This is a genomic window from Skermanella stibiiresistens SB22 (genome assembly GCF_000576635.1).
GTDB lineage: Bacteria > Pseudomonadota > Alphaproteobacteria > Azospirillales > Azospirillaceae > Skermanella > Skermanella stibiiresistens.
This window is the reverse complement of the sequence record NZ_AVFL01000014.1, coordinates 110,519-136,762: the sequence shown is the minus strand read 5'-3', so window position 1 is coordinate 136,762 and position 26,244 is coordinate 110,519. Positions and strand designations below refer to the sequence as shown.

The 26,244-nt window shown below is 65.1% G+C and carries 25 protein-coding genes; 19 read left to right on the top strand and 6 right to left on the bottom strand.

Annotation, left to right across the window (positions count from 1 at the left end; all coding sequences use genetic code 11):
• Nucleotides 1–197 precede the first annotated feature (197 nt).
• Nucleotides 198–1,328, top strand: coding sequence for a cyanuric acid amidohydrolase (gene atzD / locus N825_RS19235; RefSeq protein ID WP_037455554.1), 1,131 nt, complete (start codon nt 198–200; stop codon nt 1,326–1,328).
• Nucleotides 1,325–2,707 (top strand): amidase, encoded by a 1,383-nt coding sequence (locus tag N825_RS19230; RefSeq protein WP_037455552.1) that lies wholly within the window; start codon nt 1,325–1,327, stop codon nt 2,705–2,707. The genes atzD and N825_RS19230 overlap by 4 nt, the downstream gene beginning before the upstream one ends.
• Nucleotides 2,708–2,757: 50 nt before the next feature.
• Here N825_RS19230 and N825_RS19225 read toward each other — a convergent pair whose 3' ends face one another.
• Nucleotides 2,758–3,093 (bottom strand): type II toxin-antitoxin system PemK/MazF family toxin, encoded by a 336-nt coding sequence (locus N825_RS19225; RefSeq protein WP_037455551.1) that lies wholly within the window; start codon nt 3,091–3,093, stop codon nt 2,758–2,760.
• Nucleotides 3,090–3,302 carry an antitoxin MazE family protein gene (locus N825_RS19220; RefSeq protein WP_037455550.1) on the bottom strand — a complete coding sequence of 71 codons (213 nt, stop codon included), beginning with the start codon at nt 3,300–3,302 and terminating at the stop codon, nt 3,090–3,092. Before N825_RS19220 ends, N825_RS19225 begins: the two co-directional genes overlap by 4 nt.
• Before the next feature lie 158 nt (nt 3,303–3,460).
• Here N825_RS19220 and N825_RS19215 point away from each other — a divergent pair, with 158 nt between their 5' ends.
• The 8 genes from N825_RS19215 (at nt 3,461) to N825_RS19180 (ending at nt 11,553) form a co-directional block, all read left to right on the top strand.
• Entirely contained in the window at nt 3,461–4,423 is a 963-nt protein-coding gene (locus tag N825_RS19215; protein ID WP_051512591.1) for a sugar-binding transcriptional regulator, read from the top strand.
• Nucleotides 4,424–4,641: 218 nt separating this feature from the next.
• Nucleotides 4,642–5,979: an ABC transporter substrate-binding protein gene (locus N825_RS19210; RefSeq protein ID WP_051512590.1), complete on the top strand. Its 1,338-nt coding sequence runs from the start codon at nt 4,642–4,644 to the stop codon at nt 5,977–5,979.
• A 110-nt stretch (nt 5,980–6,089) separates the two neighbouring features.
• Nucleotides 6,090–7,004 carry a carbohydrate ABC transporter permease gene (locus tag N825_RS19205; RefSeq protein WP_051512589.1) on the top strand — a complete coding sequence of 305 codons (915 nt, stop codon included), beginning with the start codon at nt 6,090–6,092 and terminating at the stop codon, nt 7,002–7,004.
• A gap of 14 nt (nt 7,005–7,018) precedes the next feature.
• Nucleotides 7,019–7,837 carry a carbohydrate ABC transporter permease gene (locus N825_RS19200; protein ID WP_037455546.1) on the top strand — a complete coding sequence of 273 codons (819 nt, stop codon included), beginning with the start codon at nt 7,019–7,021 and terminating at the stop codon, nt 7,835–7,837.
• Between the two features lie 28 nt (nt 7,838–7,865).
• Entirely contained in the window at nt 7,866–8,996 is a 1,131-nt protein-coding gene (locus N825_RS19195) for an ABC transporter ATP-binding protein (RefSeq protein ID WP_037455545.1), read from the top strand.
• 31 nt (nt 8,997–9,027) lie between these two features.
• Nucleotides 9,028–9,801: an SDR family NAD(P)-dependent oxidoreductase gene (locus N825_RS19190; RefSeq protein ID WP_037455542.1), complete on the top strand. Its 774-nt coding sequence runs from the start codon at nt 9,028–9,030 to the stop codon at nt 9,799–9,801.
• Nucleotides 9,802–9,823: 22 nt separating this feature from the next.
• Nucleotides 9,824–10,858 carry an aldo/keto reductase gene (locus N825_RS19185; protein WP_084164875.1) on the top strand — a complete coding sequence of 345 codons (1,035 nt, stop codon included), beginning with the start codon at nt 9,824–9,826 and terminating at the stop codon, nt 10,856–10,858.
• Nucleotides 10,855–11,553 (top strand): HAD family hydrolase, encoded by a 699-nt coding sequence (locus N825_RS19180; RefSeq protein WP_037455539.1) that lies wholly within the window; start codon nt 10,855–10,857, stop codon nt 11,551–11,553. Before N825_RS19185 ends, N825_RS19180 begins: the two co-directional genes overlap by 4 nt.
• A gap of 7 nt (nt 11,554–11,560) precedes the next feature.
• On the opposite strand, the gene N825_RS19175 is transcribed toward N825_RS19180, so the two are convergent.
• Nucleotides 11,561–12,457: an ROK family protein gene (locus N825_RS19175; RefSeq protein WP_037455537.1), complete on the bottom strand. Its 897-nt coding sequence runs from the start codon at nt 12,455–12,457 to the stop codon at nt 11,561–11,563.
• Nucleotides 12,458–12,611: 154 nt separating this feature from the next.
• On the bottom strand, nt 12,612–13,082 hold the full coding sequence (locus N825_RS19170) for a DoxX family protein (protein WP_037455731.1): 471 nt from the start codon (nt 13,080–13,082) through the stop codon (nt 12,612–12,614).
• Between the two features lie 276 nt (nt 13,083–13,358).
• On the opposite strand from N825_RS19170, the gene N825_RS19165 reads away from it, so the two are divergent.
• From N825_RS19165 to N825_RS19150, 3 genes are all read left to right on the top strand, one after another.
• Entirely contained in the window at nt 13,359–13,982 is a 624-nt protein-coding gene (locus tag N825_RS19165; RefSeq protein ID WP_157619384.1) for a hypothetical protein, read from the top strand.
• Nucleotides 13,983–14,988: 1,006 nt separating this feature from the next.
• Nucleotides 14,989–16,707, top strand: a complete 1,719-nt coding sequence (locus N825_RS19155; RefSeq protein WP_245613171.1) for an MFS transporter — start codon at nt 14,989–14,991, stop codon at nt 16,705–16,707.
• A gap of 34 nt (nt 16,708–16,741) precedes the next feature.
• Nucleotides 16,742–17,512, top strand: a complete 771-nt coding sequence (locus N825_RS19150; RefSeq protein WP_037455530.1) for an HAD family hydrolase — start codon at nt 16,742–16,744, stop codon at nt 17,510–17,512.
• Here the strand turns inward: N825_RS19150 and N825_RS19145 are convergent.
• Together N825_RS19145 and N825_RS19140 are read right to left on the bottom strand one after the other, a co-directional pair.
• Nucleotides 17,479–18,975, bottom strand: a complete 1,497-nt coding sequence (locus N825_RS19145; RefSeq protein WP_037455527.1) for an FGGY-family carbohydrate kinase — start codon at nt 18,973–18,975, stop codon at nt 17,479–17,481. The genes N825_RS19150 and N825_RS19145 overlap by 34 nt on opposite strands.
• Nucleotides 18,976–19,006: 31 nt before the next feature.
• Nucleotides 19,007–20,116, bottom strand: coding sequence for an ABC transporter ATP-binding protein (locus tag N825_RS19140; RefSeq protein WP_037455524.1), 1,110 nt, complete (start codon nt 20,114–20,116; stop codon nt 19,007–19,009).
• A gap of 162 nt (nt 20,117–20,278) precedes the next feature.
• Between N825_RS19140 and N825_RS19135 the strand changes: the two genes are divergently transcribed.
• The 6 genes from N825_RS19135 to N825_RS19110 all read left to right on the top strand — a co-directional run bounded on the left by N825_RS19135 (nt 20,279) and on the right by N825_RS19110 (nt 26,242).
• On the top strand, nt 20,279–21,310 hold the full coding sequence (locus tag N825_RS19135) for a zinc-dependent alcohol dehydrogenase (RefSeq protein ID WP_037455522.1): 1,032 nt from the start codon (nt 20,279–20,281) through the stop codon (nt 21,308–21,310).
• A gap of 63 nt (nt 21,311–21,373) precedes the next feature.
• Nucleotides 21,374–22,750 carry an ABC transporter substrate-binding protein gene (locus N825_RS19130; RefSeq protein ID WP_037455519.1) on the top strand — a complete coding sequence of 459 codons (1,377 nt, stop codon included), beginning with the start codon at nt 21,374–21,376 and terminating at the stop codon, nt 22,748–22,750.
• A 100-nt stretch (nt 22,751–22,850) separates the two neighbouring features.
• Nucleotides 22,851–23,777: a carbohydrate ABC transporter permease gene (locus tag N825_RS19125; RefSeq protein ID WP_037455516.1), complete on the top strand. Its 927-nt coding sequence runs from the start codon at nt 22,851–22,853 to the stop codon at nt 23,775–23,777.
• A gap of 2 nt (nt 23,778–23,779) precedes the next feature.
• Complete coding sequence (locus tag N825_RS19120) at nt 23,780–24,646, top strand: carbohydrate ABC transporter permease (RefSeq protein ID WP_084164874.1); 867 nt, start codon at nt 23,780–23,782, stop codon at nt 24,644–24,646.
• Between the two features lie 36 nt (nt 24,647–24,682).
• The gene (locus N825_RS19115) at nt 24,683–25,660 is read left to right on the top strand and encodes a sugar-binding transcriptional regulator (RefSeq protein ID WP_051512588.1); all 978 of its coding nucleotides are present in this window, start codon (nt 24,683–24,685) and stop codon (nt 25,658–25,660) included.
• Nucleotides 25,661–25,675: 15 nt separating this feature from the next.
• Nucleotides 25,676–26,242, top strand: a complete 567-nt coding sequence (locus tag N825_RS19110; protein WP_037455514.1) for an SIS domain-containing protein — start codon at nt 25,676–25,678, stop codon at nt 26,240–26,242.
• The last annotated feature ends 2 nt before the right edge of the window (nt 26,243–26,244 follow it).

Here is a 26,244-nt window from a genome sequence, read left to right as displayed (position 1 = left end):
CGGGCAGGTGGTCCATACCGTCGACGTCGACGCGGTGGGTTTGCCCGAGCCTTACTTCGACTATTATCTCGGCTGACCCGCTGCCGGTACCCGGCGGGGCATTGGTGGCTGGGCGTTTGTCCACGGCGACCCGGCTGGCATCGCTCTTGCTAGACTGGTCGGTACGTCCTTTTCCACGACAGCCCCGACTGGTTCCCATGAAAGCTTCCGTCCACCGACTTCCGATGTCCAATCCAGGCGATCTCTCGGCCTTGGCCGCGCTGATCGCGGAGGGGAGCGTCGATCCGGCGCATGTCGTCGCCGTGATCGGCAAGACCGAGGGGAATGGCGGGGTCAACGACTTCACCTGCGGGTATTTCACCCTGGCGCTGATGACACTGCTGGGGCGGGCGTTGGGCTTGGCGCCGGAGGAGTGCGCGCGGCGGATTCCCTGCGTGCTGTCCGGCGGGACCGAGGGGGTGCTGTCGCCGCACTACCTGGTCTTCTGCCGGGAGCCGGCTGGTCTGGCTGGGGATGAGGGGGGTGTTGGGGATGGCAAGGCGTTGGCGATCGGGGTGGCGTTTAGCCCGGTCACGCCGGCGCAGGTCGTGGGGCGCGCCGGGCATGTCCTGATGGTGGCGGGGGCGGTGCGGGCGGCCATGGCGGATGCCGGGATCGATGATCCGGCGGATGTTCACTTCGTCCAGGTCAAGGCGCCGTGCGTCACCACGGCGCGGGCGGAGGCGGCGGTCCGCGCCGGGCATTCCGTCGTCACGGCGGATGCCAACAAGAGCATGGCGTTCGCGCGGGCCGCCGGGGCGTTCGGTGTCGCCTTGGCGCTGGGCGAGTTGGATGAGGCGGGGCTGGACGAGCGGGACTTGCTGTCCGATTTCTCGATCCAGTCGGACCGGGCCAGCATCTCGTCGGGCGTCGAGGTCGATTGCAACGAGGTGATCGTGCTGGGCAACAGCCGCGCGTGGTCGGGCGATCTGAGGGTGGCGCATCGCCCAATGGCCGACGCGCTGGACCTGCCGGCGGTGCGCGACGTGCTGGCCGATCTGGGCATCGCCGCCGATCCGCAGGTGGTTGGCGGGGACGTGGGGCGGATCGCCGGGGTGCTGGTCAAGTGCGAACCCGACCGGCGCGGCTTGATCCGGGGCAACCGACATACCATGCTGGACGATACCGACATCAACGCCCAGCGCCACGTGCGCGGCGCGCTTGGCGGATTGGTCGCGGGGGTGATGGGCGATACCCGGATCTTCGTGTCGGGCGGCGCCGAACACCAGGGGCCGGATGGCGGCGGGGTGATCACGGTGATCGCCCGTGGTAAGGGGGAGTTGGCATGACGGGTGACGCGCCGCTGTGGAGCCTGGGGATCCGGGACCTGACGGAGGGCTATGGCGCGGGGGCGTTCTCGCCCGCTGACGCCATCGCCTCGATCCAGGAGCGGATCGCCGAGGTCAACCCCGCCTTGAACGCGCTGGTGACGCCGGCGCCCACCGACCGGATCGCGGCGGAAGCGGCGGACAGCGCCGGGCGCTGGCGGGCCGGCCGGGCCTTGGGGCCGCTGGATGGCGTGCCGTTCACCGTCAAGGACAACATCCTGGCGGAAGGCATAACGGCGACCTGGGGCAGCAAGCTGTTCCGCGACTTCGTTCCGGAGACGGACGAGTTGCCGGTGGCGCGGGTTCGGGCGGCGGGCGCCATCGTGCTGGGCAAGACCAACGTCCCGGAATTCACCCTGGAGGGCTATACCAGCAACCTGCTGTTCGGCACGACGCGCAATCCGTGGAACTCGGAGCTGACGCCGGGCGGATCGAGCGGCGGCGCCGTGGCGGCGGTGGTGTCGGGCTTCGGCCCCTTCGCGCTGGGGACGGATGGGGGCGGCTCGATCCGGCGGCCCGTCGCGCATACCGGGCTGGTTGGGCTGAAGCCGTCGATCGGCAAGGTCGCGCGGCATTCCGGGTTTCCGCCGGTGCTGTTCGACTTCGAGGTGATCGGGCCGATCGCGCGGACGGTCGAGGATGCCGCGTTGGTGTTCGACGTCATCGCCGGGCCGGACGCGTTGGATCGAGCGTCGCTGGCGCCGGATCTGGCTGCGGTGCCGGGGCCGAAGCGCATCCTGTATGTTCCCCGGTTCGGCGACGCGCCGGTCGATCCGGAGATCTCGCGGTCGGTCGCGGCTGCGGCGGATGTCCTGCGCGGGCTTGGCCATGAGATGACCGAGGGGGCGGTGCCGTTCGATATCGGCACCTTCAACGCGGCGTGGCCGATCGTCGGCGCGGTGGGCTTGGCGGCGCTGTTCGACCTCCACCCCGGCCACGAGGCGCTGGTCAACCCGAAATACCTGGAGATGGCGGAGCGGGGCCGCGCGGTGAGCGCGCCCGAATATTTCGAAGTGATCGAGGCGATCCACGCGCTGCGGCGCGCGATGGTCGGGGTGTTCCGGTCGACCGACCTGATCCTGACGCCATCCATCGCGGCGCTGTCGTGGCCGGCGGCCGAGGCGTTCCCGCCGCTGATCGACGGGCGGGAGGCGGGGCCGCGCGGGCACGCGATCTTCACCGGCTGGGTCAACATGGCGGGGCTGCCGGCGATCGGATTGCCCTGCGCGCCGTCGAGTTCGGGGCTGCCGATCGGCTTTCAGCTGGTGGGGCCGTTCGGGGCGGACAGGACGTTGCTGGAGGTGGCGGGTGGGTATGACGGTCGGGTCAACGCCGGGTGACCGACCGCCGATACCAGGGTCTTCGCTTCCTGCCCGGCCTTCGCGTCAGGTCATCCCGCCAGTCCCAGGAAGACCGGTAGGGCTCGGTTCAACTGGACCAGTTCGGCGTCGTCCAGTCGGCCGAACGCCTGTCCGATGTTGACGCGGCGGACGGTGGCGATCTTGTCGATCATGACCCAGGACGTGTGACGCAGGTTGTTCGTCGGTGTGGGGTCGATGCGGAGCCTCAGCAACGGGGCGTCGGCGTCGACGGAGGTGAGGGGCGAGACCGTGACGCTGTCGGTCTCCGGGAAGTCGTCGGACTGGATGATCACGGCGGGACGGGGCTTGCCCTCGTAATCACCCCCGATCCTGCCGGCGATGGTGACCAGATCCCCGCGCCTCATGCCTCGTCGCCGAAATCCTGGATGTCCTCCAGGAAGTCCATGGTTTCCGCCTCGTCGGCCGCGGCGGCCACCGCGCGGGATTGCCGCCGCGCCTCCTCCTTGAAGGTGGGGGATCGGACATCGGGCACCCAGATCTGAATCGGTCGCAAGCCTTGCGCGCGGAGCTGCGCCCGGTGGGTCTGGACGCGATGGCGGACGGTTGATGGCATGATCGGCTCCGGAACTGTTACATGTAACGTAGTTGACCTTGGATCGAAATGCACTAGGCCGCCGTTCCCAAATCTGGGGTATATGATGCGGTCATGGGGTATTTCGGACCGTGCGTTTAGGACGGTGCCTTTTGGACGGGGCGGAGAGGGGCGGCGGAGTGGCGGGTAGGGACGGTGGCATCACCAATCGGAAGCTGGATCTGGCCGCCCGGGCCGCGTGGCTCTATTACATCCGCGGGCGTACGCAGGACGAGATCGCCGCCGAGCTGAACGTCTCGCGCCAGAATGCCCAGCGGCTGGTGGCGCTGGCGACCGCCGAGGGGTTGATCAAGTTCCGCATGGACTATCCGATCACCGAATGCGTCGAGATGGCGGAGCGGTTGCGCGACCGCTTCGAGCTGGTGTTCTGCGACATCGTTCCGGGCGAGCGGCGCGACGAGCCGTCGCTGGCCGGGATCGCCATCAGCGCCGCCGAGCGGATCGAGAGCTACCTGTCGAGCAAGGCCCCCGCCGTGCTGGCGCTGGGGACCGGCCGCACCCTGCGGGCCGCCGTGGCGCAGGTATCGTCCATGGAGAGGCCGCAGCACAAGATCGTCTCGTTGGTCGGCAACCTGACCCGCGACGGCCGCGCCAGCCCCTATGACGTCGCGATGCGGCTGTGCGACCGGACGGGGGCGCAGTGCTATCCCCTGCCGACCCCCGTCGTGGCCGATGACATCGAGCAGCGGAAGCTACTGCAATCGCAGCGCTGGTACAGGACGGTCAGCTCGCTGGTGTTGCAGGTCAAGGCGTCGTTCATGGGGATCGGCGAGATCGGCTGGGGCTCGCCGCTGCATGTCGACGGCTTCATCACGGACCAGGAACTGTCGGATCTGGTCAGCGCCCATGCGGTCGGGGAGATGCTGGGCTGGGCCTTCGACCAGAACGGCGATCTGCTGACGACGCCGTTCAACGGACGGCTGACCGCTCCGCCGCTGGCGGTGCCGGCGACGGCCCCGACCATCATCATGGGAGCGGGAGCGGCCAAGGCGCCGGCCATCCGCGCTGCGCTGCGCGGGCGGCTGGCCAACGGGCTGATCACCGACGAGACCACGGCGGCGCGCGTTCTGGAACTCGACTGAGCAAAAGCCCATCTGTGGGCGAATGATCAAGGTCTTGTGTTTGTCTTTTCGCAGTTGCGGCAATAAACCGCCGCGATGTTGATCTTTTGTGTTCTATTCCATCTTATCCGCTTGACTGAACCGAGGTGTCGTAGGATGTTTGCCCAACGCTCGGGCAAATGCTCAAGCCAAAAACGCTCGGGCAGATGCTTGAAAGCGGTTACAGGGAGGAGAGCGGAATGAACAAGAAAACCCGGATTCTCGGGCTTCTCGCCACGACCGTGCTCGCGGGAACCATCCTCGCGGGAACCACGGTGGTCCAGGCGCAGCAGACCCGGCTGACGGTCGCCACCGTCAACAACGGCGACATGATCGTCATGCAGAAGCTGTCGAGCCGCTTCGAGCAGGCGAACCCCGACATCAAGCTGGATTGGGTGGTGCTGGAGGAGAACGTGCTGCGCCAGCGTGTCACCACCGACATCGCGACCAAGGGCGGTCAGTACGACGTGCTGACCATCGGCACCTACGAGGTTCCGATCTGGGCCAAGCAGGGCTGGATCAAGAAGTTCGACAACCTGTCGGCCGACTACGACGTCGCCGACGTGCTGAAGCCGGTCCGCGAGGGTCTGTCGTACGAGGGCACGCTCTACGCGCTGCCGTTCTACGCCGAGAGTTCGATGACCTACTACCGGACCGACTTGGTCCAGAAGACTGGCCTGACGATGCCGGAGCGGCCGACCTACGACCAGATCAAGGAGATCGCCTCCAAGATCCATGATCCGGCCAACCAGGTCTATGGCATCTGCCTACGCGGCAAGCCGGGCTGGGGCGAGAACATGGCGTTCCTCAGCACCATGGTGAACACCTTTGGCGGCCAGTGGTTCGACAAGGACTGGAACACCAAGATCGAGAGCCCGGAGTGGAAGCAGGCGGTGAGCTTCTACATCGACCTGCTGAAGAATTATGGCCCGCCGGGCGCCAGCAGCAACGGCTTCAACGAGAACCTGGCGATGTTCTCCAACGGCCAGTGCGGCATCTGGATCGACGCGACCGTCGCCGCCGGCATGGTGTTCAACCCGGCGACCTCCAAGGTCTCGGACAAGCTGGGGTTCGCGCAGGCTCCCGTGGCGTCCTGGCCGAAGGGCTCCAACTGGCTGTGGTCTTGGGCGCTCGCCGTTCCGGAATCCTCCAAGAAGGAGGCCGCCGCCAAGAAGTTCGTGACCTGGGCGACCAGCAAGGAATACATCAAGCTGGTCGGCGAGACCGAGGGCTGGGTCTCCGCCCCTCCCGGCACCCGCGCGTCAACCTATGACAACAAGCAATATGTCGAGGCCGCACCCTTCGCCAAGTTCGTCGAGCAGGCGATCGAGACGGCCGATCCGATCAACACGACCAAGAACCCCAAGTCCTATGTCGGTGTCCAGTTCGCCGGCATTCCGGAGTTCCAGGCGATCGGCACGCAGACCGGCCAGACCATGGCGGCGGCCCTGACCGGGCAGATGACGGTGGACCAAGCGCTGAAGACCGCTCAGTCCGCCGCCGAGCGCGCCATGCGCCAGGCTGGCTACAAGAAGTAAGCGCCCCGTAACGCTCCGCCCTCCTCCAGGCTCCCGTGTCCGGCTTGTCCGGGCGCGGGGCCGGGGAAGCGCGTCCAAGCACCCATTCAAGTTCAGGGGGAAACCACCCCATGTCAGCCATCACAGCCTCCGGGGACGTCAAGCCGGCCTCATCGGCTCGGCGGTCCGGGCAGAAGATCAGGACGCTGCCGTTCATAGCGCCGTCGGTGCTCATCCTCCTGGTCTGGATGATCGTTCCGCTGGCGATGACCCTGTATTTCTCGGTCATGCGCTACAACCTGCTGAACCCGGTGGTCGAGTTCACCGGCCTCGGCAATTACCAATACCTGCTGGAGGATCCCAGCCTGTGGACCGCGATGTGGAACACGCTGGTCCTGGTCGGGTCCGTGCTGGCGATCACGGTGGTGGCGGGAACGCTGCTGGCGGTGCTGTTCGACCAGGAGTTCCCCGGCTGCGGCATCGCCCGCCTGTTCGCCATCGCCCCGTTCTTCGTGATGCCGACGGTCAGCGCGCTGATCTGGAAGAACTTGCTGATGCACCCGATCAACGGCATCTTCGGGTTCCTGTCGCGCTCGGTCGGGCTGGAGCCGATCGACTGGTTCGCCCAGTATCCCATGGCCTCGGTCATCATGATCGTGTCGTGGCAGTGGATACCCTTCGCCCTGCTGATCCTGCTGACCGCCATCCAATCGCTCGACAACGAGCAGAAGGAGGCGGCGCGGATGGACGGCGCCGGGCCGCTGTCGATGTTCTTCTTCATCATCCTGCCGCATCTGGGCCGCGCGATCTCGGTCGTGGTGATGATCGAGACGATCTTCCTGCTGACCGTCTTCGCCGAAATCTTCGTGACGACATCGGGCGGTCCGGGACTGGCCACCACCAACCTCGCCTTCCTGATCTATGTCCGCGCCTTGCTGGAGTTCGACGTGGGCGGCGCCTCGGCCGGCGGCGTGATCGCGATCATCCTGGCCAACATCGTGGCGTTCTTCGTCGTCCGCACCGTCGCCCGCAACCTCGAAGCCTAAGGGGGAGGCCCGTCATGAGTTCCGCCAAATCAGGGGTCCTGAGCTTCGTCCTGGGCTGGGGGGCCGCGCTGCTGCTGTTCTTCCCGATCCTCTGGATGCTGCTGACCGGCTTCAAGACCGAGGTCGAGGCGATCGCAACCCCGCCGACGCTGTTCTTCTCCCCCACGATGGAGAACTACCAGGCGGTGTTCCAGCGCGCCGACTATCTCAGCTTCGCGATCAACAGCGTGGTGGTGTCGGTCGTGGCGACCGCGCTGGCGATCCTGATCGCCGTGCCCGCCGCCTATGTCATGGCGTTCTTCCCGACCAAGCGGACGCGCGGCACGCTGCTGTGGATGCTGTCGACCAAGATGATGCCTCCCGTCGGCGTGCTGGTGCCGATGTACCTGCTGTTCCGCGACTTCGGCCTGCTCGACACGCTGACCGGACTGGTCATCATCTACACGCTGATGAACCTGCCGATCGTGATCTGGATGCTCTACACCTTCTTCAAGGAGGTGCCGCCCGAGATCCTGGAGGCTGGCCGCATGGACGGCGCCCGCGCCAAGCAGGAGGTCACGCTGCTGCTGCTGCCCCTCGCCCTGCCGGGGATCGCGTCGACCTCGCTGCTGTCGATCATCCTGTGCTGGAACGAGGCTTTCTGGAGCCTCAACCTGAGCGCCCACAACGCGGCGCCGCTGACCGCCTTCATCGCCAGCTTCTCCAGTCCGGAAGGGTTGTTCTGGGCGAAGCTGTCCGCCGCCTCGACGCTGGCCATCGCCCCGATCCTGGTGTTCGGCTGGATGAGCCAGCGGCAACTGGTGCGCGGCCTGACGTTTGGCGCGGTCAAATGAAAAAGAGTTTTCAAAGAGGAAACGACCCATGGCAACCGTGACGCTGCGGAACATCCGCAAGAAGTACGGCGAAGTCGAAGTCATCAAGGGAGTGGACCTCGACGTCGCCGACCGCGAGTTCGTCGTCTTCGTCGGGCCGTCGGGCTGCGGCAAGTCGACCCTGCTGCGGATGATCGCCGGGCTGGAGAGCATCACCGATGGCGACCTGATGATCGACGGGACCAAGGCCAACGATATCGGCCCGGCGGACCGCGGCTTGGCGATGGTCTTCCAGTCCTACGCGCTCTATCCGCACATGACGGTGGCGGACAACATGGCGTTCAGCCTGCGGCTCGCCGGCGTCTCCAAGGAGGAGCGCATGCGGAAGGTGACGGAGGCCGCCAACGTGCTCCACCTGGGTCCGCTGCTGGAGCGGCGGCCCAAGGAGCTGTCGGGCGGCCAGCGTCAGCGCGTCGCGATCGGCCGGGCGATCGTGCGCCAGCCGAAGGTCTTCCTGTTCGACGAGCCGCTGTCCAACCTGGACGCGGCGCTTCGCGTGCAGATGCGGATCGAGCTTGCCAAGCTGCACGAGAAGCTGGAAGCGACGATGATCTACGTCACCCACGACCAGATCGAGGCCATGACCATGGCCGACAAGATCGTGGTGCTGCAGGGCGGCGTGGTCGAGCAGGTGGGATCTCCGCTGGAGCTTTACCATCATCCGCGAAACCTGTTCGTCGCCGGCTTCATCGGCTCGCCCAAGATGAACCTGATGCCGGGCCGCGTCATCGGCAGGGCCGAGGACGGCATCACGGTGGAGTTGGCGAATGGCATCCCGTTCTCGGTGCCGGTCCGGGGCGAGCGCGTCAACCCCGGCGACGAGGTGACGGTCGGCATCCGGCCCGAGCATCTGAGCCTGTCGCCCGATGGCGAGATCGCCGGCACCGTGCTGGTGACCGAGCGGCTGGGAGGATTGACCTTCCTGCACATCCAGGTCCAGGGCGACGTGGTGATGATCGTCCAGGCAGATGGCGACGAGGCCGCCAGCATGCACGACCACGTCCGGCTGTCGGTCAACCCCAAGGGCTGCCACCTGTTCGCCCGCGACGGACAGGCGGTGGAGCACGTCAACCGCCACCACCTGATCGAACCCGGCGCCGCCGGCCGGCGCTCGGCCTGAGTCACTGATCCTCAATTCGGGAAACGCCATCATGTATCTGGAAAAATTCAATCTCGCCGGCCGGACAGCGCTGATCACCGGCGGCAGCCGCAACATCGGCCTGGCCTGCTCGCAGGCGCTGGCCGAGGCCGGGGCCAAGGTGGTGATCGCCGACATCTCCGAGGAACTGGCGTTCTCCGGCCGCGACACGCTTGTGAAGGCCGGCCATCAGGCCGAGGCGGTCGTGCTCGACGTGACCAACCCCACCCAGGTTACGGAAGTGGTCGATGGCGTCGCCAAGGCCCATGGCGGCATCGACATCCTGGTCTGCAACGCCGGCATCGCGCGCAGCGACGTTCCGGCGGAGGAGGTCACCGACGAGCACTGGCTGAACGTGATCGACGTCAACCTGAACGGCGTGTTCTGGAGTTGCCGCGCGGCCGGCCGCCACATGCTGGCGAAGGGCAGGGGCGCCATCGTCAATGTCGGCTCGATGTCCGGCTTCATCGTCAACAAGCCGCAGCCGCAGTCCTATTACAACGCCTCCAAGGCGGGCGTGCATCACCTGACCAAGTCGCTGGCCGCCGAATGGGGCGAGCGCGGCGTGCGGGTCAACTCGGTGGCGCCGACCTATATCGAGACTTCGTTGACCAAGTTCGGCATGGAGGACGAGCGGATGTACCCGGTATGGCTGGAGAACACGCCGATGCGCCGGGTCGGACAGCCCGACGAGATCGCCTCCGTCGTGCTGTTCCTGGCGTCCGACGCCTCCAGCCTGATGACCGGCAGCATCGTGCTGGCCGATGGCGGCTACACCTGCTGGTGACGAATTTGGTGGGGGAGTGGTTATGATCAGGCTGGATGAGCTTCGCCGGATCGGGACGTCGGATGTCGCCGTGAGCCCTCTGGGCTTCGGCGGCAACGTCCTGGGCAACCTGTACGACACGGTGGACGAGGACGCGGCGCTGGACACCGTCGCGGCGGCCTATGAGAGCGGCGTCAGGCTGTTCGACACGGCTCCCCTCTATGGGCACGGGCTCAGCGAGCACCGGATCGGCACCGCGCTGCGGCGGTATCCCCGCGATGGTTTCGTGCTCTCGAGCAAGGTCGGGCGGTTGCTGAAGCCGCATGGCAAGGTGCCGCCGCCGAAGCTCGACCCCTCGCAAGGCGGCATCTTCACCGGCGAGCTGCCGTTCCAGCCGGTGTTCGACTACACCCATGACGGCGTGATCCGCTCGGTCGAGGACAGCCTGCAACGGCTGGGCATGAACAGGATCGACATGGTCCTGATCCACGACGCCGACATGTGGACCCACGGCGACAACTATGAGGCCCGGCTGGAGGATGTCCGAACCGGCGCCTTGCCCGCCCTGGAACGGCTGAAGGCGGAGGGGGTGATCCGGGCGTTCGGCGCCGGCGTCAACCAGGCGGAGGCGTGCGAGCGGCTGATGGATGTCGGGCGGTTCGACTGCTTCCTGCTGGCCGGGCGCTACACCCTGCTGGAACAGGGTGGGCTGGACCGCTTCCTGCCGCGGTGCGTCGCCGAGCAGGTCTCGATCATCCTGGGGGCACCATTCAACTCCGGCATCCTGGCGACCGGGGCTGTCGAAGGGGCCCGGTACAACTACCTTCCGGCCCCGCCGGATGTCATGCGGCGGGTCGCGGCGATCGAGGAGGTCTGCCGGAGCCATGGGGTCACTCTGCCGGCGGCGGCGCTTCAGTTCCCGCTGTTCCATCCGGCGGTGACGACCGTGATTCCCGGATCGAAATCGCGCGCCGAGGCGGAACGCAACGTCGCCTTGATGATGGAGGAGATCCCGCCCGATTTCTGGCGCGAGTTGCGGAGGTTGGACCTGATCCGGTCCGACGCCCCGATTCCATGACGGCGGCGATCATGGAGAGGGGGCTGGTGATCTTCGATTGCGACGGCGTGCTGGTCGACAGCGAACCGATCAGCATCCGGTGCACGGCGGCGGCGTTGAATGGCTTCGGCTATCCGATCGACGAGGATGGGGTGTTCGACCGCTTCCTCGGCGCCAGCACCGCCTCCATGGTCAAGACGGTCGAGGAGAGCCTCGGCCGCACCCTGGCGCCCGAGGCGCTGGACGACCTGCGGCGCGAGATCCTGGCGGCGTTCGATGTCGAGCTGACCGCCATCCCGGGGGTGTCGGAGGCGGTAAACGCGCTGGACCGACCGTTCTGTGTGGCGTCCAGCAGCATTCCCGAGCGCATCCGCCATTCGCTGCGGCTGACCGGCCTGCTGCCGCTGTTCGAGCCGGCGATCTTCAGCGCCACCATGGTGGTCCATGGCAAACCGGCGCCCGATCTGTTCCTGCTCGCCGCGAAACGGCTGGGGGCCGCTCCGTCCGAATGCGTCGTGATCGAGGACAGCATCCACGGTGCAGCGGCGGGGCAGGCGGCGGGAATGGTGGTGCTGGGCTTCACCGGAGGCAGCCATATCGCCCGCGATCCCGACCGGCGAGAGCGTCACGCCTGGCGGTTGAAGCGGGCGGGGGCGGCGCTGGTGTTCGACAGCATGGCTGATCTGCCGGAGTTGGTACGGCAGGTCACCCGCTGAGGCGTCCTCAGGCTGGCCAGAGGCGGGCGGCGCCGCGGACGCCGCTGCTGTCGCCGTGTTGGGCTGGCCGCACTGGCGTGTGGCATTCGCCGCCGAAGGTATGGCGGGCGAGCAGGGGCGGCACGGTCTCGTAGAGGCGGGAAATGTTCGACATTCCGCCGCCGAGCACGATGACATCGGGGTCGAGCAGGGAGACGACCTGCCCCAGCGCGCGGGCCAGCCGGTCCTCGTAGGTCCGCGACACGGCATCGGCGATGGTATCTCCCGCGGCGGCCAGCGCCGCGACCTCGGCGGCGGGTCGCCGGACGCCCGACGCCGCGAGATAGTCGGATTCGAACTCAGGTCCGGCCAGGAAAGTTTCAATGCAGCCGGCACGGCCGCAGAAGCAGGGCTTCCGGTGCAATTCGTCACCGTGGCGCATCGGCAGGATGGTGTGACCCCATTCGCCGGCCGTCCGGTTGCCGCCCTCATGCACCACGCCGGCGATCGCGACGCCGCCGCCGCAGCCGGTGCCAAGCACGGCGGCGAAGACGACGGAGGCTCCAGCGGCGGCGCCGTCATGCGCCTCGGATGCCGCGAGGCAGTTGGCGTCGTTGGCGCAGCGGACGGGGCGGCCGAGGGCGGCTTCAAGATCGTCGCGGAACGCGTGGCCGGTCATCCAGACCGAATTCGATCCCTTGATCCTGCCGGTGGTCGGGCTGATCGACCCCGGCATGCCGACACCCACGGTGCCTCTCTGGCCGGTTTCCCACTCGATGGAGCGGACGACACCGGCGATCGCCTCCACGGTGGCAGGGTAGTCGCCGCGTGGCGTCGGGACCCGGAGCCGGCACATGACAACGTCGTTGGAGCCGAGGGCGATCGCCTCGATCTTGGTTCCGCCGACATCAACGCCGATCCGCATTCTTGGCTCACCGGGAATTCGTTTGTTTCCGCCCCGCGCTGAGGATACGAAAAGAACCGACGGGACGCCAGCATAGCGCGTGGTGCTGGAATCGCGATGGGCCACCCCGTTTCCAGAGCGGCCCATCGGCGGCGGCACGAAGTCGTCGGCAAGCTTACAGCGGCAGGCCCAGCTTGCGGTCGAGCGAGTAGCGGCCGCCACCCTTCAGGACGATCGCCACCGCGAGCAGGCCCCACATCAGCGGATACTCGTAGCCACCGGCCGTCCAGAAGAAGCCGCTGGGGAGGTGGACCGAGAAGACGGCGACGGCCATCAGGGTCAGGACGCCCACGGCGGCGGGACGGGTCAGCAGGCCGAGGACCAGCGCCAGACCGCCGAAGAATTCGATGAAGCCGGCGAGACCAGCGAACAGGATGCCCGGCTGGAGCCCCAGCTTGGCGCCGAAGAACTCACCAGTGGCGGCCAAGCCGTAGCCGCCGAACAGGCCAAACAGCTTCTGCGCGCCATGCGGCATCAGCAGCAGGCCGGCGGTGACCCGGATCAGCGGGTAGCTGAGCACGGACAGCCGATCCAGAGTGGCGACGAGGCTTGACTGGGACGGGGCGGTGGCGGTGGTGACGCTCATCATCAAAATCCTTTCAAGGAACAGGGTGAAATCGCGCCGCTTTGGGGAAGTCCGGGCGGTGCGCCTTGTCTGGAAAGGAAGATAGCAGTTGATCCCAAAGCGATAATCCGCCTTGATCGCACATGACTGTTGCGCGTTGAGATACAATTCGGGGAGTGGTTATGATGCTGGGGGGATGATCCGGACGATGCCGCGATGTGCCGCGGCCGAGGAGGTGCGGATAGCCGAAGCGAACAACCAGTATCCATGATATCACGGCATGGCGGACATGGGTCCATGGCGGTGGATGCGATGGGATTTGCGGATCGATGCGGTGCCACGATCAATCGGCGTCTGGCGCGCCTCCATCACGCAATGCGATCGCATGGCGCCGGGTACCGCCACGCCAGTCGGATGAAGATGCAAATCGTTGACACATCGACGGTGCGTCAGATCATGGCGAGGTGGAAGCTTGGCTGTGCCATATCGCTGATCGTGATGTCATATCCGCTTTTCTCTTCAGCCAAGGACGATCACGAACGTTTTTTGAACATCCTGATCACCAATAATGACCGGAACGCCAAGTATAGTACGCGAACTTCATGTTATCCAGAAACTGCTTATCATGTGTATCGATATTTCAGCCGGAATCGAGGCATCAGGGTCAGCATCGACGAGGACCTGGAAGGCCTCCCTGCCGCCACGAGTTTATGGATCGCAATGACGTGCCATCAGGACGATACGGGCGTCACGGTCAGCGGTGAGGTGAAAATGAGAAAATCCAATAGTTTCAATAAAATGTCAGTCAGCATCTCCGAGTTTGAGAAACGCGTCGAGAAGCACATGCTGCGCGATCAATTAGTATTTTCCCTGGATGAGGTGGTGGCGAAAGCGGATTTGATCTGGACGGCGAATCGATAATGAAATCTCAAAATCATCGTTCATATAAATCAAAAACTTCGTTAGCAGCGTTCGAACGACATTTGGGGGAGATGGTATGAGGTCTTGTACCAGGATGTGAACTAAAAATTCTGGATTTACAATTATGTTTTTCTTGCTAGTATCTGATAATACTGACATAAGTCTATATTAAAGAAATACCCGTTTGAATATGTGGGCATTTTCGTTAAGTGTTTCCAACAAAGATTGAGGCATGGGGCCAATTTTTTTTGGACTGAACCTCCGACATTAGGTCGAATAAAGCGAAGCGGCATCCGACATCGACGCGTCTGCTTGTCGGGTGCCGCTTCGCTCTACCCGACCTACAGCTAAAATTTAGTATTTGTCCATGATATGGATTTCAGTGGCTAGTTGGTGAGGCAATGTAGGGGCGTTTACCATTTTAGACATGTGTTACTATCTATTGATAGATAGGGAAAATTTTCACGATAAAATCCAAGCGACGATGAAGAAATGAGCGGGTCGTGACGGCAACTCTTCGGCACAGAGTGCGATGTGAGCGCCCAAGGGATTTTCGCCAGCCATATCATCGTGACTGATGTTGCCACTCGGGATGGCTGGGACACTGGCATTGACCAAGTGCCGAAGGTCGCGTGTCTGGGGTTGTCCGATCTGATGGTCCACCTCGATGGTTCGCGGGACTGGGGACCTTTGGTGAAGGACATGGATTTGACCGTGTGGCGTTGGTCGACTCATGACGCATCATCCGTGCGTTTCCACATGTCCAGCGGTGATGTCCGCGACCTCATCCAGGGTCTTGTAACGTCTTGGATCCGCTTGATGATTGGCCGTCACACGCGGCTTGCTACGGCTGTCCTTCCAAGGCGCGGCCCGCTCGACATTTAATTACCCGTCCAACGACGCTTAGGCCAACCGGGACGCATCTTTCCCACCAAACTCCTACTGGAAGTCACATTGTTTTTGATACAGATTATCCCGCAACGAACAATTCCGGGGAGGAAAAGTCATGGCGGAAATCGCGGCGGGGACAATGGCGGCCGAACGGCCCATGACGCGGGAGGAGAGAAGGGTCATCTTCGCCTCATCGCTCGGCACCGTATTCGAATGGTACGACTTTTACTTGTACGGTTCGCTGTCCGCTGTCATCGCGGTGCAGTTCTTCTCGGGCGTTAACCCGACCGCCGCCTTCATCTTCGCGCTGATGGCTTTCGCGGCCGGCTTCGCGGTGCGTCCCTTCGGCGCCTTGGTGTTCGGCCGGCTGGGCGACATGATCGGGCGCAAATACACGTTCCTGGTCACGATCCTGATCATGGGCCTGTCCACCTTCATCGTCGGTATCCTGCCGAACTACGCGTCGATTGGCATTGCGGCACCGATCATCCTGATCGCGCTGCGCCTGTTGCAGGGCCTGGCGCTGGGTGGCGAGTACGGTGGCGCCGCCACATATGTCGCGGAGCACGCGCCGCATGGCAAGCGCGGCGCCTATACCTCGTGGATCCAGACGACGGCGACTCTGGGCCTGTTCCTGTCGCTGCTGATCATCCTGGCGTGCCGTGCCTCGATGTCGGCGGAGGACTTCGCCTCCTGGGGCTGGCGCATTCCGTTCCTGCTGTCGATCGTCCTGCTCGGGATCTCCGTCTGGATCCGGCTGATGCTGAACGAGAGCCCGGCCTTCCAGAAGATGAAGGACGAGGGCAAGCATTCCAAGGCGCCGCTGACCGAGAGCTTCGCGCGCTGGGGCAACCTGAAGATCGTCCTGCTGGCCTTGTTCGGCTTGGTCGCGGGGCAAGCGGTCGTCTGGTACACCGGCCAGTTCTACGCCCTGTTCTTCCTGACCCAGACCCTGAAGGTCGAGGCCCAGTCCGCCAACCTGATGATCGCGGCGGCGCTGCTGATCGGCACCCCGTTCTTCGTGATCTTCGGCACGCTGTCCGACCGCATCGGCCGCAAGCCGATCATCATGGTCGGCTTGCTGCTGGCCTGCCTGACCTATTTCCCGATCTTCAAGGCGATCACCCACTTCGCCAACCCGGCGCTGGAGGAGGCCATCGCGACCGCTCCGGTCGTCGTGACCGCCGATCCCAACGAGTGCTCGTTCCAGTTCAATCCGGTCGGCACCAGCCAGTTCACCTCGAGCTGCGACATCGCCAAGTCGGCCTTGGTCAGGCGCGGCATCCCCTATGTCAACGAGGCCGCCCCCGCCGGGACCGTGGCCCAGATCAAGATCGGGCAGACGGTCATCCCGGCGTATAGTGCCACGCCAGCGGCCAGCACCGGCGTCAACCTGGGGCACACTCCGGCCACCGGCGCCGCTCCAGTGGATGCCAAGTCCGCCGCGGCGGCGTTCGACAAGTCCGTCAACGACGCCCTGACGGCGGCGGCCTATCCGCTGAAGGCGGATCCGGCCCGGGTCAACACGGTGATGACGGTCCTGATGCTGACCATCCTCGTGATCTACGTGACCCTGGTCTACGCACCGATCGCGGCGATGCTGGTGGAGATGTTCCCGACCAAGATCCGCTACACGTCTATGTCGCTGCCCTATCACATCGGCAACGGCTGGTTCGGCGGCTTCCTGCCGACGACGTCCTTCGCCATCGTGGCCGCGACCGGGGACATCTATTCCGGCCTGTGGTACCCGATCGTGATCGCGGCGGCGACCCTGGTGATCGGGCTGCTGTTCGTTCGGGAGACCAAGGACATCGACATCTACAAGCATGATTGACATCATGGCGTAGAGTTGTGGTGGAGGCGGGGCGATGACCTTGCGGGCGATCATCTTCGATGTCGATGGGACACTCGCGGAGACCGAGGAGGAGCATCGCCGCGCCTTCAACGAGACCTTCGGGCATTTCGGTTTGGACTGGCGGTGGGACCGCAAGCTCTACGCCGAACTGCTGAAGGTGACGGGCGGCAAGGAGCGTATCCGCGACTATGTCGCCCGCCATCGGCCAAGCTGCGAGGGCAGGGTGGGGCCGATCGTCAAGGCGATGCACGAGGCGAAGACCGAGCGGTACGTCGCCAACCTGGGGGGCGGCGGCATCAAATTGAGGCCGGGTGTCGCCCGGTTGATCCGCGAGGCGAAAGCCGCTGGTTTGCGGCTCGCGGTCGCCACCACCACCAGCCTGCCAAACGTCAGGATCCTGCTGACCGAGACGCTGGGGCCGGACGCGCTGGACCTGTTCGAGGTCATCGCGGCGGGCGACATGGTGGCCGCCAAGAAGCCGGCCCCGGATGTCTACCTGCTGGCGCTCGACCGCCTGGGACTGCCGGCGGCGGACTGTGTGGCGATCGAGGACTCATACAACGGCGTCATGTCGGCGCGGCGCGCCGGCATCGCGGTGCTCGCCACGTCGAGCGAGTACACCCGGTTCGACGATCTGCGCCACGCCCAAGGCGTGGTGTCGGATTTGGGTGAGCCGGACGCGCCCTACCTGCATCTCGGCGGCGTCGGATCCAGCCACACCCATGTCACCGTCGACATGCTCCGGCGATACTACGGCCTCAGCACGACCTTCAGCGCCGGATAGAGCGCCTTGTAGGAATCATAGACCGGCCGGTACGCCTCGTGGCGGGTCATGTCCGGCTCGACCGTCCGCACCACCTGGACCATGTTGCCGGCCCCGGTCTGGATGTCGTCGTAACGACCGGCGCCGACGGCGGCCAGGACGGCGCTGCCCAGCATCGGGGCGTTGGCGATGCGGGTCAGCTTGAGTGGCAAGCCCGAGACATCGGCGTGGATCTGGACCCACAGGTCGGAATTGGTGGCGCCGCCGCAGACGACGACGTCCTCCGGCTTGAAGCCGGCGGCACCCATGGTTTCCAGGATCAGCTCGGTGCCGAAGGCGACGCTTTCCATCATGGCGCGGAAGATGTGCGCCGGACCGTGGCGGAGCGTCAGGCCGGTGATGGCGCCGCGCGAGGCGGAATCGGTGTAGGGCGTGCGGTTGCCCTGAAAATGGTCGAGCACGACCAGACCTTCCGACCCGGGCGGCATCGCCGCGGCCTCGGCGTTGAGGCGCTCATAGGTCATGCCGCCGTCGATCAGCTTCTTGAACCAGTTGATCACCGATCCGGTCGAGGTCTGGCCGCCCTCGATCGCGTGCAGTCCGGGAATCACCGCGTCGGGATATGTACCCCAGAAGCCGGCTCCATGGACCTCGGACCCGACGAATCCAAGGTGGTTGTGCGACGACCCCGTGATCATGGCCAGTCGGTTGGGCTGGACAACGCCCAAGCCGATCATGCCGATGAAGGCGTCCGAGCCGCCTTGGGCGACCGGCAGTCCCGCGGGCAAACCCAAATGCTCGGCGGCGCTGGGTGTCAAGCCACCGATGACGGTTCCGAGCGGCAGCACCTCGCGCGGCCAGCGGTCGAGCAGTTCGGTCAGCTTCAGCTTCGCCAGAAGGCTGGCGGCGTAGCCCGTGCGGCTGTCGTAGTGCCAGCGGGTCGAGGCGCTGGTGATGTTGGCGACCATGCGGCCGGTCAGGTGGAAATTGATGAAGTCCTGGCAGTCGCAGATGTGGTCGGCCTGTTCGAAGATGTCGGGTTGGTTCTCCGCCATCCACAACGCCTTGGGGATCATCCACTCGGCCGAAACCGGGCCGCGTCCCGCGTTGTTGACCTTCAAGGCCGGATCGTCGACTTCCGCGACGCGGGCCGCTTGGGGAGCAGCCCGCATGTCCATCCAGATGATGGCGGGGCGGAGCGAGCGTCCCTCGGCGTCGAGCGCCACCACCGTGCAGCAGGTCGTGTCGGCGGCGAGGCCGACGATCTGGTCCGGCCGGACGCCGGCCTTGCCCACCGCCTGGCGGACGGAGGCGCCCAACGCCCGCCACCACTCCTCCGGGCTCTGCTCGGCCCAGCCGGCTTGCGGGAATTGGGTCGAAATGGGGGTGACACCCTCGGCGAGCAGACCTCCGTTCAGGTCGAAGACGCCGGCCCGCATGCTCTCGGTGCCGGCGTCGATCCCGATCACATAGATATCCGCCATCACGCACCTGTCGAAGAGTGAAAGGACGGCATCAAGCCGCCACCGCCGAGTTCCGCATCAGGTTCGGCAGGGCGTCGCCCGTCTCGTCGAACAGATGACAATAGCGCCCGGAGACGCCGATGCTGAGACGCTCTCCCGGCTTGGTCTCGAAGTTGCCATCGCCCTTGACCATCAGGTCGCCGCCATCGGTCTTGGTGTAGGCGAAGGTCTCGCCGCCCAGATGCTCGACCACCAGGGTCTGCCCGATGATCCGGGCGTCGCCCTGGCCGGTCTCCGACAGGTCCTCGGGACGGAGGCCCAGGGTCAGGCTGGCACCCGTGGCGATGCCGTCGGGGCGGACCGGAACCAGCAGTTTGTCGCCTCCCGGCAGGGTGACCGTCACGCCATTGGCGGCGACGGCGGTCGCCTGGACCGGCAGGAAGTTCATCTGGGGCGAGCCGATGAAGCCGGCGACGAAGCGGTTGCGGGGATGGCGGTAAAGCTCCAGCGGGGATCCCACCTGCTCGACCCTGCCCTTGTTGAGCACCACGATCTTGTCGGCCAGGGTCATCGCCTCGACCTGATCGTGGGTGACGTAGATCATCGTCGCCTTGAGGTCGGCGTGGAGCTTGGCGATCTCCACCCGCATCTGGACGCGGAGCGAGGCGTCCAGGTTTGATAGGGGTTCGTCGAACAGGAAGACATCGGGTTCGTGGACGATGGCGCGGCCGATCGCGACCCGCTGGCGCTGGCCGCCGGACAGGGCCTTGGGCTTGCGGTCGAGCAGGGGTTCAAGCTGCAGGATTCGGGCGGCGTCGCGGACCTTGCGGTCGATCTCGGCCTTGGGTTCCTTCCGCATCTTCAGGCCGAACGCGATGTTGTCGTAGACCGTCATGTGCGGGTAGAGCGCGTAGGACTGGAAGACCATCGCGACGCCGCGATCGGCCGGCTCCAGATATGTGACGTCGCGGCCACCGATGCTGATGTGGCCGCTGCTGATGCTCTCCAAGCCGGCGATCGACCTCAACAGCGTCGATTTTCCACAGCCGGACGGCCCGACGAACACGACGAACTCGCGGTTCTCGATGTCCAGCTTGATGTCGTGCAGGACCTTGACGTCCCCATACGCCTTCTCGACGCCGTTCAGCTTGACCTCGGTCACGATGCTGTACCCTCCCTCGCTTCTTGTTCTCGTACCCACTGTCGGCAGCGCGCGAACTGGAATATTTGTATTTTAGCAATTACAAAAGCTTGACACCCTTAGATGCCGCACAATACGATATTTGTAAATTCATTCTTACAAAAGTCAAGGAGGAGGCCCAGCATGCGCGCCGCGTATATCCACGGGATCCGGGATCTCAGGGTCGGGGACAAACCCACCCCCCAACCCGCGGGCAACGAGGTTCTGCTGAGCGTCAGCGCCGTCGGCGTGTGCGGCAGCGACCTTCACTATTACAAGGAAGGCGCCATCGGCTCCGCCGTGATCAGCCAGCCTTTCGTGCCCGGTCACGAGTTCGCCGGACGGGTGCTGGAAGACCGCCCCGACTTGGGATTGAAGGCCGGCCAACTGGTCGCCGTCGATCCCGCCAAGCCCTGCGGGCATTGCGAATGGTGCGAGCGCGGCCACGTCAACCTGTGCCCGAACGTCGAGTTCATGGGCGCGCCGCCGAAGACCCATGGCGCCATGACGGAGCTGATCTCCGCCTCGCCCAGCCAGATCTTCCCCGTTCCCGACAACTTCACCGAGATCCAGGCCGTGATGCTGGAGCCCCTGGGAGTGGCGATCCACGCTTGGGACTTGGCCAAGATGAAGCGGATGATGGAGACGGTGGCGGTGATCGGCTGCGGTCCGATCGGGCTGTGCCTGCTGCAGCTGGCCAAGCTTCTGTGCAAGGACAAGGTCTACGCGATCGATCCGGTAGGATATCGCGCCAACCTCGCCAAGAAGCTCGGTGCCGACGAGGTGGCGGATAGCCACACGGCGATCGCCGACTGGACCAATGGCCGCGGCGTCGATCTGGTGCTGGAGGCGACCAACTCGCCGATGGGCTTTCAAATAGCGGCGGAGTCGGTGCGCATCGGCGGCCGCGTCGTGCTGGTCGGCATCCCCGACGGCGACCAATACACCCCGCTCAGCGCCTCGCTGCTCCGGCGCAAGGGCTTGGACATCAAGATGTCGAGGCGCATGGGCCACGTCTACGAGCGCGCGATCAAGCTGGTCGCGGAAGGCAGGGTGGATGTCGACACCATGGTGACCCATCGCTTCGCTCTCGAGCAAGCCGACGACGCCTTCAGCTATCCGGCGGAATTCCATGACGGCGCCGTCAAGACCATCATTCTGCCCAACCAGTCCTGATCTGGAAACCGTTGAATCCTCGGCCAGAAACGACAAACCACGACATTCCTTGGAGGGAACGCGATGAAGATGTTTAGGGGAAAGAAGGTTCTGGGCGCCATCGCCTTCGCGGCGGCGCTGTTCTCGTCGACCGCGATCATGTCCACGGCCCTGTCGTCCAGCGCCATGGCCTGGACGCTGGAGGAGGCGGCGCAGCCTTATAAGGGCACCAGCATCAAGGCGATCTTCCTGGATCGTCCCGGCTATGCCGCCGCCATCAAGCTGCTGCCGGAGTTCGAGAAGAAGACCGGCATCAAGGTCAACTACGAGATCGTTCCCTACGAGAACAGCCGCGAGCGCCAAGTGCTGGACTTCACCGGCGGCGGCGAGATCGACGTCGTGCTGACCGACGTGGTTTGGATCGGCGAGTTCGCCGGCAACGGCTGGCTGGAGCCGGTCAAGACCTTCACCGATGACGCCAAGCTGGCCGACCCGAAGCTGAAGCTGGACGGCTTCTTCCCCATCCTGCTGGAGTCGTTCGGCACCTGGGGCGACGAGGTCTATGGCCTGCCGTTCGACAACTACTCGGGCCTGCTCTACTACAACAAGTGCACGCTCCAGCAGGCCGGCTTCGACAAGCCGCCGGCCACGTGGGACGAGTTGCTGAACGTTTACGGGCCGAAGCTGACGGATCAGGCGAACCGCAAATACGCCTTCGCGCTGCAATCCCGTCGGGGCGAGACCCAGTCGGCCGACAGCTTCATGCGCGTGCTGTGGCCGTTCGGTGGCTCGCTGCTGGACGACAAGTTCAAGTCGAACCTGAACTCCAAGGAATCGCAGGCTGGTCTCAAGTTCCGCCAGGACCTGATGAAGATCATGCCGCCGGGCATCGTCGACTATGACCACGCCGAGGCGGTCAACGCCCTGGCCCAGGGCAACGTCGCGATGATCACGGAATGGTCGGCCTTCTACAGCACGCTGGCCGATCCGACCAAGTCGCGGATCACCGACTGCCTGGCGGTCGCGACCGAGCCGGCGGGCCCCGCCGGTCTGAAGCCGGCGCTGGGTGGCTTCTCGCTGGGTGTCAACGCGCAGTCGTCCGACGCCAAGAAGGCGGCGGCGTGGCTGTTCATCCAGTGGGTCACGTCCGAGGAAATGGCCAAGCCCTATGTCGAGGCCGGTGGCGTCAGCGGCCGCACGACCATCTACAAGGATGCCGATATCCAGAAGCGCTATCCGTTCGTCCAGCCGATGGTCGCGTCCTGGGATGGTGGCGTGCCCGACTTCCGGCCGCGTTTCGCCGAGTGGCCGGAACTGTCGGAAGTCATCGCCGAGTGGGGCACCCGCATGATGCTGGGCAACGTCAGCATCGAGGACGGCGCCAAGTCGATCGGCGCCAAGGTCGAGGAAGTGCTGGGCCAAGCCGGTTATTACAAGGGCGACAAGCCGCTCCGGAAGTAAGGGGCGGAGTTTTGGGTCGAGGTTGCCGCCGATGCCGGGCTTAAACCCCGGTGTCGGCGTCGCCTTCTAAATATTTGTGAAACCAGGGAGATCCGCCATCATGTCGAGCGGCACCCAACCCGACGGCTCCGGCAAGCCGCGGGTCTTCCCGACGCTCTGGAACAATGGACGCGCGGCCTTCGCCTTCCTGGCACCCGCCGTGGTGGCGCTGGCGATGATCGGGATCTTCCCGACGGTGTTCGCGCTGGTCAATTCGTTCCGGCGCTACAACCTGGCCAAGCCGCGCGATCCGACGCCGTTCATTGGCTTCGACAACTATCTAACCGTGTTCAACGACGCGTCGTTCTGGGGCGCGCTCGGCCGGACATTCACGTTCCTGATCACCGTCGTGCCGATCCAATTGGCGCTGGGATTGATCATCGCGCTGCTGCTGCACAAGCCGGGCCTGTCCGGCTTCAAGCTGCTGGCGCGGCTCAGTTTGGTGATCCCGCTGGCGACCGCACCGGCCGTCGCGGGACTGATCGGACGGCTGGTCTTCAACCGTGACTTCGGTGTCGCCAACGCCGTGCTGGCGTTGGTCAACGCCGGTCCGGTCGAGTGGCTGGGCGACACGACCAACGCCTTCATCGCCGTGGCGCTGATGGACATCTGGCAATGGACGCCGTTCTGCGCCTTGGTGCTGCTCGCCGGATTGACCATGGTGCCGAACGAGGTCGAGGAGGCGGCGAGGCTGGAAACGCGAAGCCGCTGGCAGATCGTCCGCTATGTCCAGCTGCCGTTCCTGCTGCCCAGCATCACGGTGATCCTGATCCTGCGGACGGCCGACATCCTCAAGATGTTCGACACCGTCTTCACCATGACGCGCGGCGGTCCGGGGGCGGCGACGGAACTGGTCAGCGTCTATATCCAGCGGGTGGGATTCCGGGTGTTCGACCAAGGTGTCGCGTCGGCGCAGGCGATCCTGCTGCTGATCCTGACCATCATCCTCGCCCGCCTGTACATCAAGTTCGTCTACCGGGAGATCTGACCATGGCCGTGGCAACAGCGGGCGGCACCGTCCCCGCCGCATCCCACACCAAGCCGAAGCGGCTGGTCAGCGCGTGGCATCTGGTGGGATTGCTGGCGATCTTCCTGTTCGCCGTCTTCCCGTTCTACTGGATGGTGGCGACCAGCCTGAAGACGCAGGCCGAGGCCCTGGCCTCGCCGCCGATCTGGGTCTTCACGCCCCGCCTGGACAACTACTTCGAGGTCTTGTTCAACCGCGATGTCCTGTCCAGCCTGACCAACTCGATCATCATCGCGGTGTCCACCACCATCCTGGCGGTGGGACTGGGCACGCCCGCGGCCTACGCGCTGGCGCGGTTCGAGTTCAAGTCGAAGGAGGAGCTGTGGTTCTGGTTCATCACCAACCGCATGCTCAGCCCGATCGTCGTGGCGCTGCCGATCTTCCTGATGGCGCGGACCTTGAACCTGATCGACACCCATATCGTGCTGATCCTGGTCTACCTGACCTTCAACCTGCCGATCGTCGTGTGGATCTGCACCGACCAGTTCCGGGGCGTGCCCAAGGACCTGGACGAGGCGGCGCGGCTGGCGGGCGCGTCTCGCTTCACGATCTTCTGGCGGATAGCATTGCCGCTCGCCATGCCGGGCGTCGCGGTGTCGGCGATCTTCTCCTTCATATTCTCCTGGAACGAACTGCTCTACGCCCTTGTCCTGACACGGAATGTGGCGCGGACGGCTCCCGTGGCGGCGACCAGCTTCATGAGCGGTTACGACCTGCCCTGGGGCGAGATCATGGCGACCGGCACGCTGATCGTGCTGCCAGTGATCGTGTTCGCGCTGATCGTGTCGAAGCATCTGGTCCAGGGATTGACCATGGGAGCGGTGAAGTAGGACAGTCACGGGACGCTGACGCGAGAAGGATTTGCCGTGCGGACCAACAGCCTGGACGACGATGTGGGCACCAGCTCCGACGAGCAGCTGAACATCCGCATCGCTTGGTACTACTACATCACGGACATGACCCAGCAGCAGATCGCCGACCGGTTCGGCATCACCCGGGTGCGGGTCAACAAGGCGCTGGCGCATAGCCGCGAGTCCGGTGTCGTCCAGATCCGCATCAACTCCAAGCTGGCCTCCTGCGTCAGGCTGGAATACGAGCTGGAGCGGCTTTATGGGCTGTCACGGGTGACGGTGGTGCCGACGCCCGACGACGACCGCTTCATCTTCCGGGTGCTGGGCGTCGGGGTGGCGCCCTACATCCACGATCAGGTGTTCGACGGCTGCACGCTGGCGGTCGGCTGGGGCCGCACCCTGAGGCAGGCGGTGAGGGAAACGCGGGGACGAGCGCTGCCCAACACGACGGTGCTGTCGCTGCTGGGCGGGCTGCATTACGGCTCCGCCAACAACACGGCGGAGATCGCGTCCAGCTTCGCCAGCCTGTTCGGCGGCTCGTATTTCTATCTGGCGGCGCCGGTCTACGCGAGTTCCGACGAGTACCGCGATATGATCCTGGCGGAGGCATCGGTTCAGGACGTGTTGGGCAAAGCGCGGGACGCGGATATCGCGCTGGTCACCGTCGGAGATCTGACCAAGCGGTCGCTGATGATCGAGCTGGGGCTGGTCAGCCCGGAGGACGCCAAGTCGCTGAAGGCCGCCGGAGCGGTCGGCGACCTGCTCGGACATTACCTTAACAAAGACGGCGAAGAGGTTGATCATCCGCTGAATCGGCGGGTGATCTCGCTGAACCTGGAAGACCTCCGCCGCATCAAGAAGGTCGTGCTGGTCTCCGGCGGGCCGTACAAGGCCGACATCATCCGGGCCGTCCTGTCGCGGAAGTTCGTCCACGAATTGGTGATCGACGAGTCGACCGCGGAACGGCTGGCGGACCCTTCGCCCCGGAAGTGAAACCGAGGAAATGACATGACCGAGACCGTTGGGGAACTGGCGTCACAGGCTTGCGCCGAGATCGCCCGGACCTTCGAGACCATCGACGGGAGCCAGGTGGACGCCCTGGTCGAGGCGCTGGCGGCGGCGCGGAGGATCGTGCTCCACGGCGTCGGGCGCGAGGGGCTGATGATGCGGGCGCTGACCATGCGCCTGTTCCACATGGGGCTGGAGGCCCATCCCGTTGGCGACATGACCACGCCGGCGATCGGGGCCGGTGACCTCCTGGTGGTCAGCGCCGGACCGGGCGGGTTCTCGACCATCATGGCCCTGATCGGCGTCGCCCGCGAAGCGGGTGCCAAGGTGGCGGTGATCACGGCCCAGCCTGCCGGTGGAGCCGCGCGGACCGCCGATCTGGTGATGTTCCTGCCGGCCCAGACCATGGCGAACGACAGCGGAGCGGCGGCCAGCGCGGTCCTGTCCATGGGCAGCGCCTTCGAGGGCGCGCAATACGTCTTCTTCGAGGTGTTGGTGCTGCTGCTGCGCCAGCGGCTTGGCATCAGCGCCGAGGACATGCGCGCCCGCCACACGAACCTGGAGTGAGC

Coding starts and splice junctions, on each gene's coding strand:
- N825_RS19185 (WP_084164875.1), top strand. CDS start 9,824: ATGATCAGGCTGGATGAGCTTCGCCGGATCGGGACGTCGGATGTCGCC.
- N825_RS19210 (WP_051512590.1), top strand. CDS start 4,642: ATGAACAAGAAAACCCGGATTCTCGGGCTTCTCGCCACGACCGTGCTC.
- N825_RS19150 (WP_037455530.1), top strand. CDS start 16,742: ATGACCTTGCGGGCGATCATCTTCGATGTCGATGGGACACTCGCGGAG.
- N825_RS19205 (WP_051512589.1), top strand. CDS start 6,090: ATGTCAGCCATCACAGCCTCCGGGGACGTCAAGCCGGCCTCATCGGCT.
- N825_RS19195 (WP_037455545.1), top strand. CDS start 7,866: ATGGCAACCGTGACGCTGCGGAACATCCGCAAGAAGTACGGCGAAGTC.
- N825_RS19130 (WP_037455519.1), top strand. CDS start 21,374: ATGAAGATGTTTAGGGGAAAGAAGGTTCTGGGCGCCATCGCCTTCGCG.
- N825_RS19190 (WP_037455542.1), top strand. CDS start 9,028: ATGTATCTGGAAAAATTCAATCTCGCCGGCCGGACAGCGCTGATCACC.
- N825_RS19165 (WP_157619384.1), top strand. CDS start 13,359: ATGGCGGTGGATGCGATGGGATTTGCGGATCGATGCGGTGCCACGATC.
- N825_RS19135 (WP_037455522.1), top strand. CDS start 20,279: ATGCGCGCCGCGTATATCCACGGGATCCGGGATCTCAGGGTCGGGGAC.
- N825_RS19120 (WP_084164874.1), top strand. CDS start 23,780: ATGGCCGTGGCAACAGCGGGCGGCACCGTCCCCGCCGCATCCCACACC.
- atzD (WP_037455554.1), top strand. CDS start 198: ATGAAAGCTTCCGTCCACCGACTTCCGATGTCCAATCCAGGCGATCTC.
- N825_RS19200 (WP_037455546.1), top strand. CDS start 7,019: ATGAGTTCCGCCAAATCAGGGGTCCTGAGCTTCGTCCTGGGCTGGGGG.
- N825_RS19125 (WP_037455516.1), top strand. CDS start 22,851: ATGTCGAGCGGCACCCAACCCGACGGCTCCGGCAAGCCGCGGGTCTTC.
- N825_RS19180 (WP_037455539.1), top strand. CDS start 10,855: ATGACGGCGGCGATCATGGAGAGGGGGCTGGTGATCTTCGATTGCGAC.
- N825_RS19110 (WP_037455514.1), top strand. CDS start 25,676: ATGACCGAGACCGTTGGGGAACTGGCGTCACAGGCTTGCGCCGAGATC.
- N825_RS19220 (WP_037455550.1), bottom strand. CDS start 3,302: ATGCCATCAACCGTCCGCCATCGCGTCCAGACCCACCGGGCGCAGCTC.
- N825_RS19170 (WP_037455731.1), bottom strand. CDS start 13,082: ATGAGCGTCACCACCGCCACCGCCCCGTCCCAGTCAAGCCTCGTCGCC.
- N825_RS19175 (WP_037455537.1), bottom strand. CDS start 12,457: ATGCGGATCGGCGTTGATGTCGGCGGAACCAAGATCGAGGCGATCGCC.
- N825_RS19230 (WP_037455552.1), top strand. CDS start 1,325: ATGACGGGTGACGCGCCGCTGTGGAGCCTGGGGATCCGGGACCTGACG.
- N825_RS19225 (WP_037455551.1), bottom strand. CDS start 3,093: ATGAGGCGCGGGGATCTGGTCACCATCGCCGGCAGGATCGGGGGTGAT.
- N825_RS19145 (WP_037455527.1), bottom strand. CDS start 18,975: ATGGCGGATATCTATGTGATCGGGATCGACGCCGGCACCGAGAGCATG.
- N825_RS19155 (WP_245613171.1), top strand. CDS start 14,989: ATGGCGGAAATCGCGGCGGGGACAATGGCGGCCGAACGGCCCATGACG.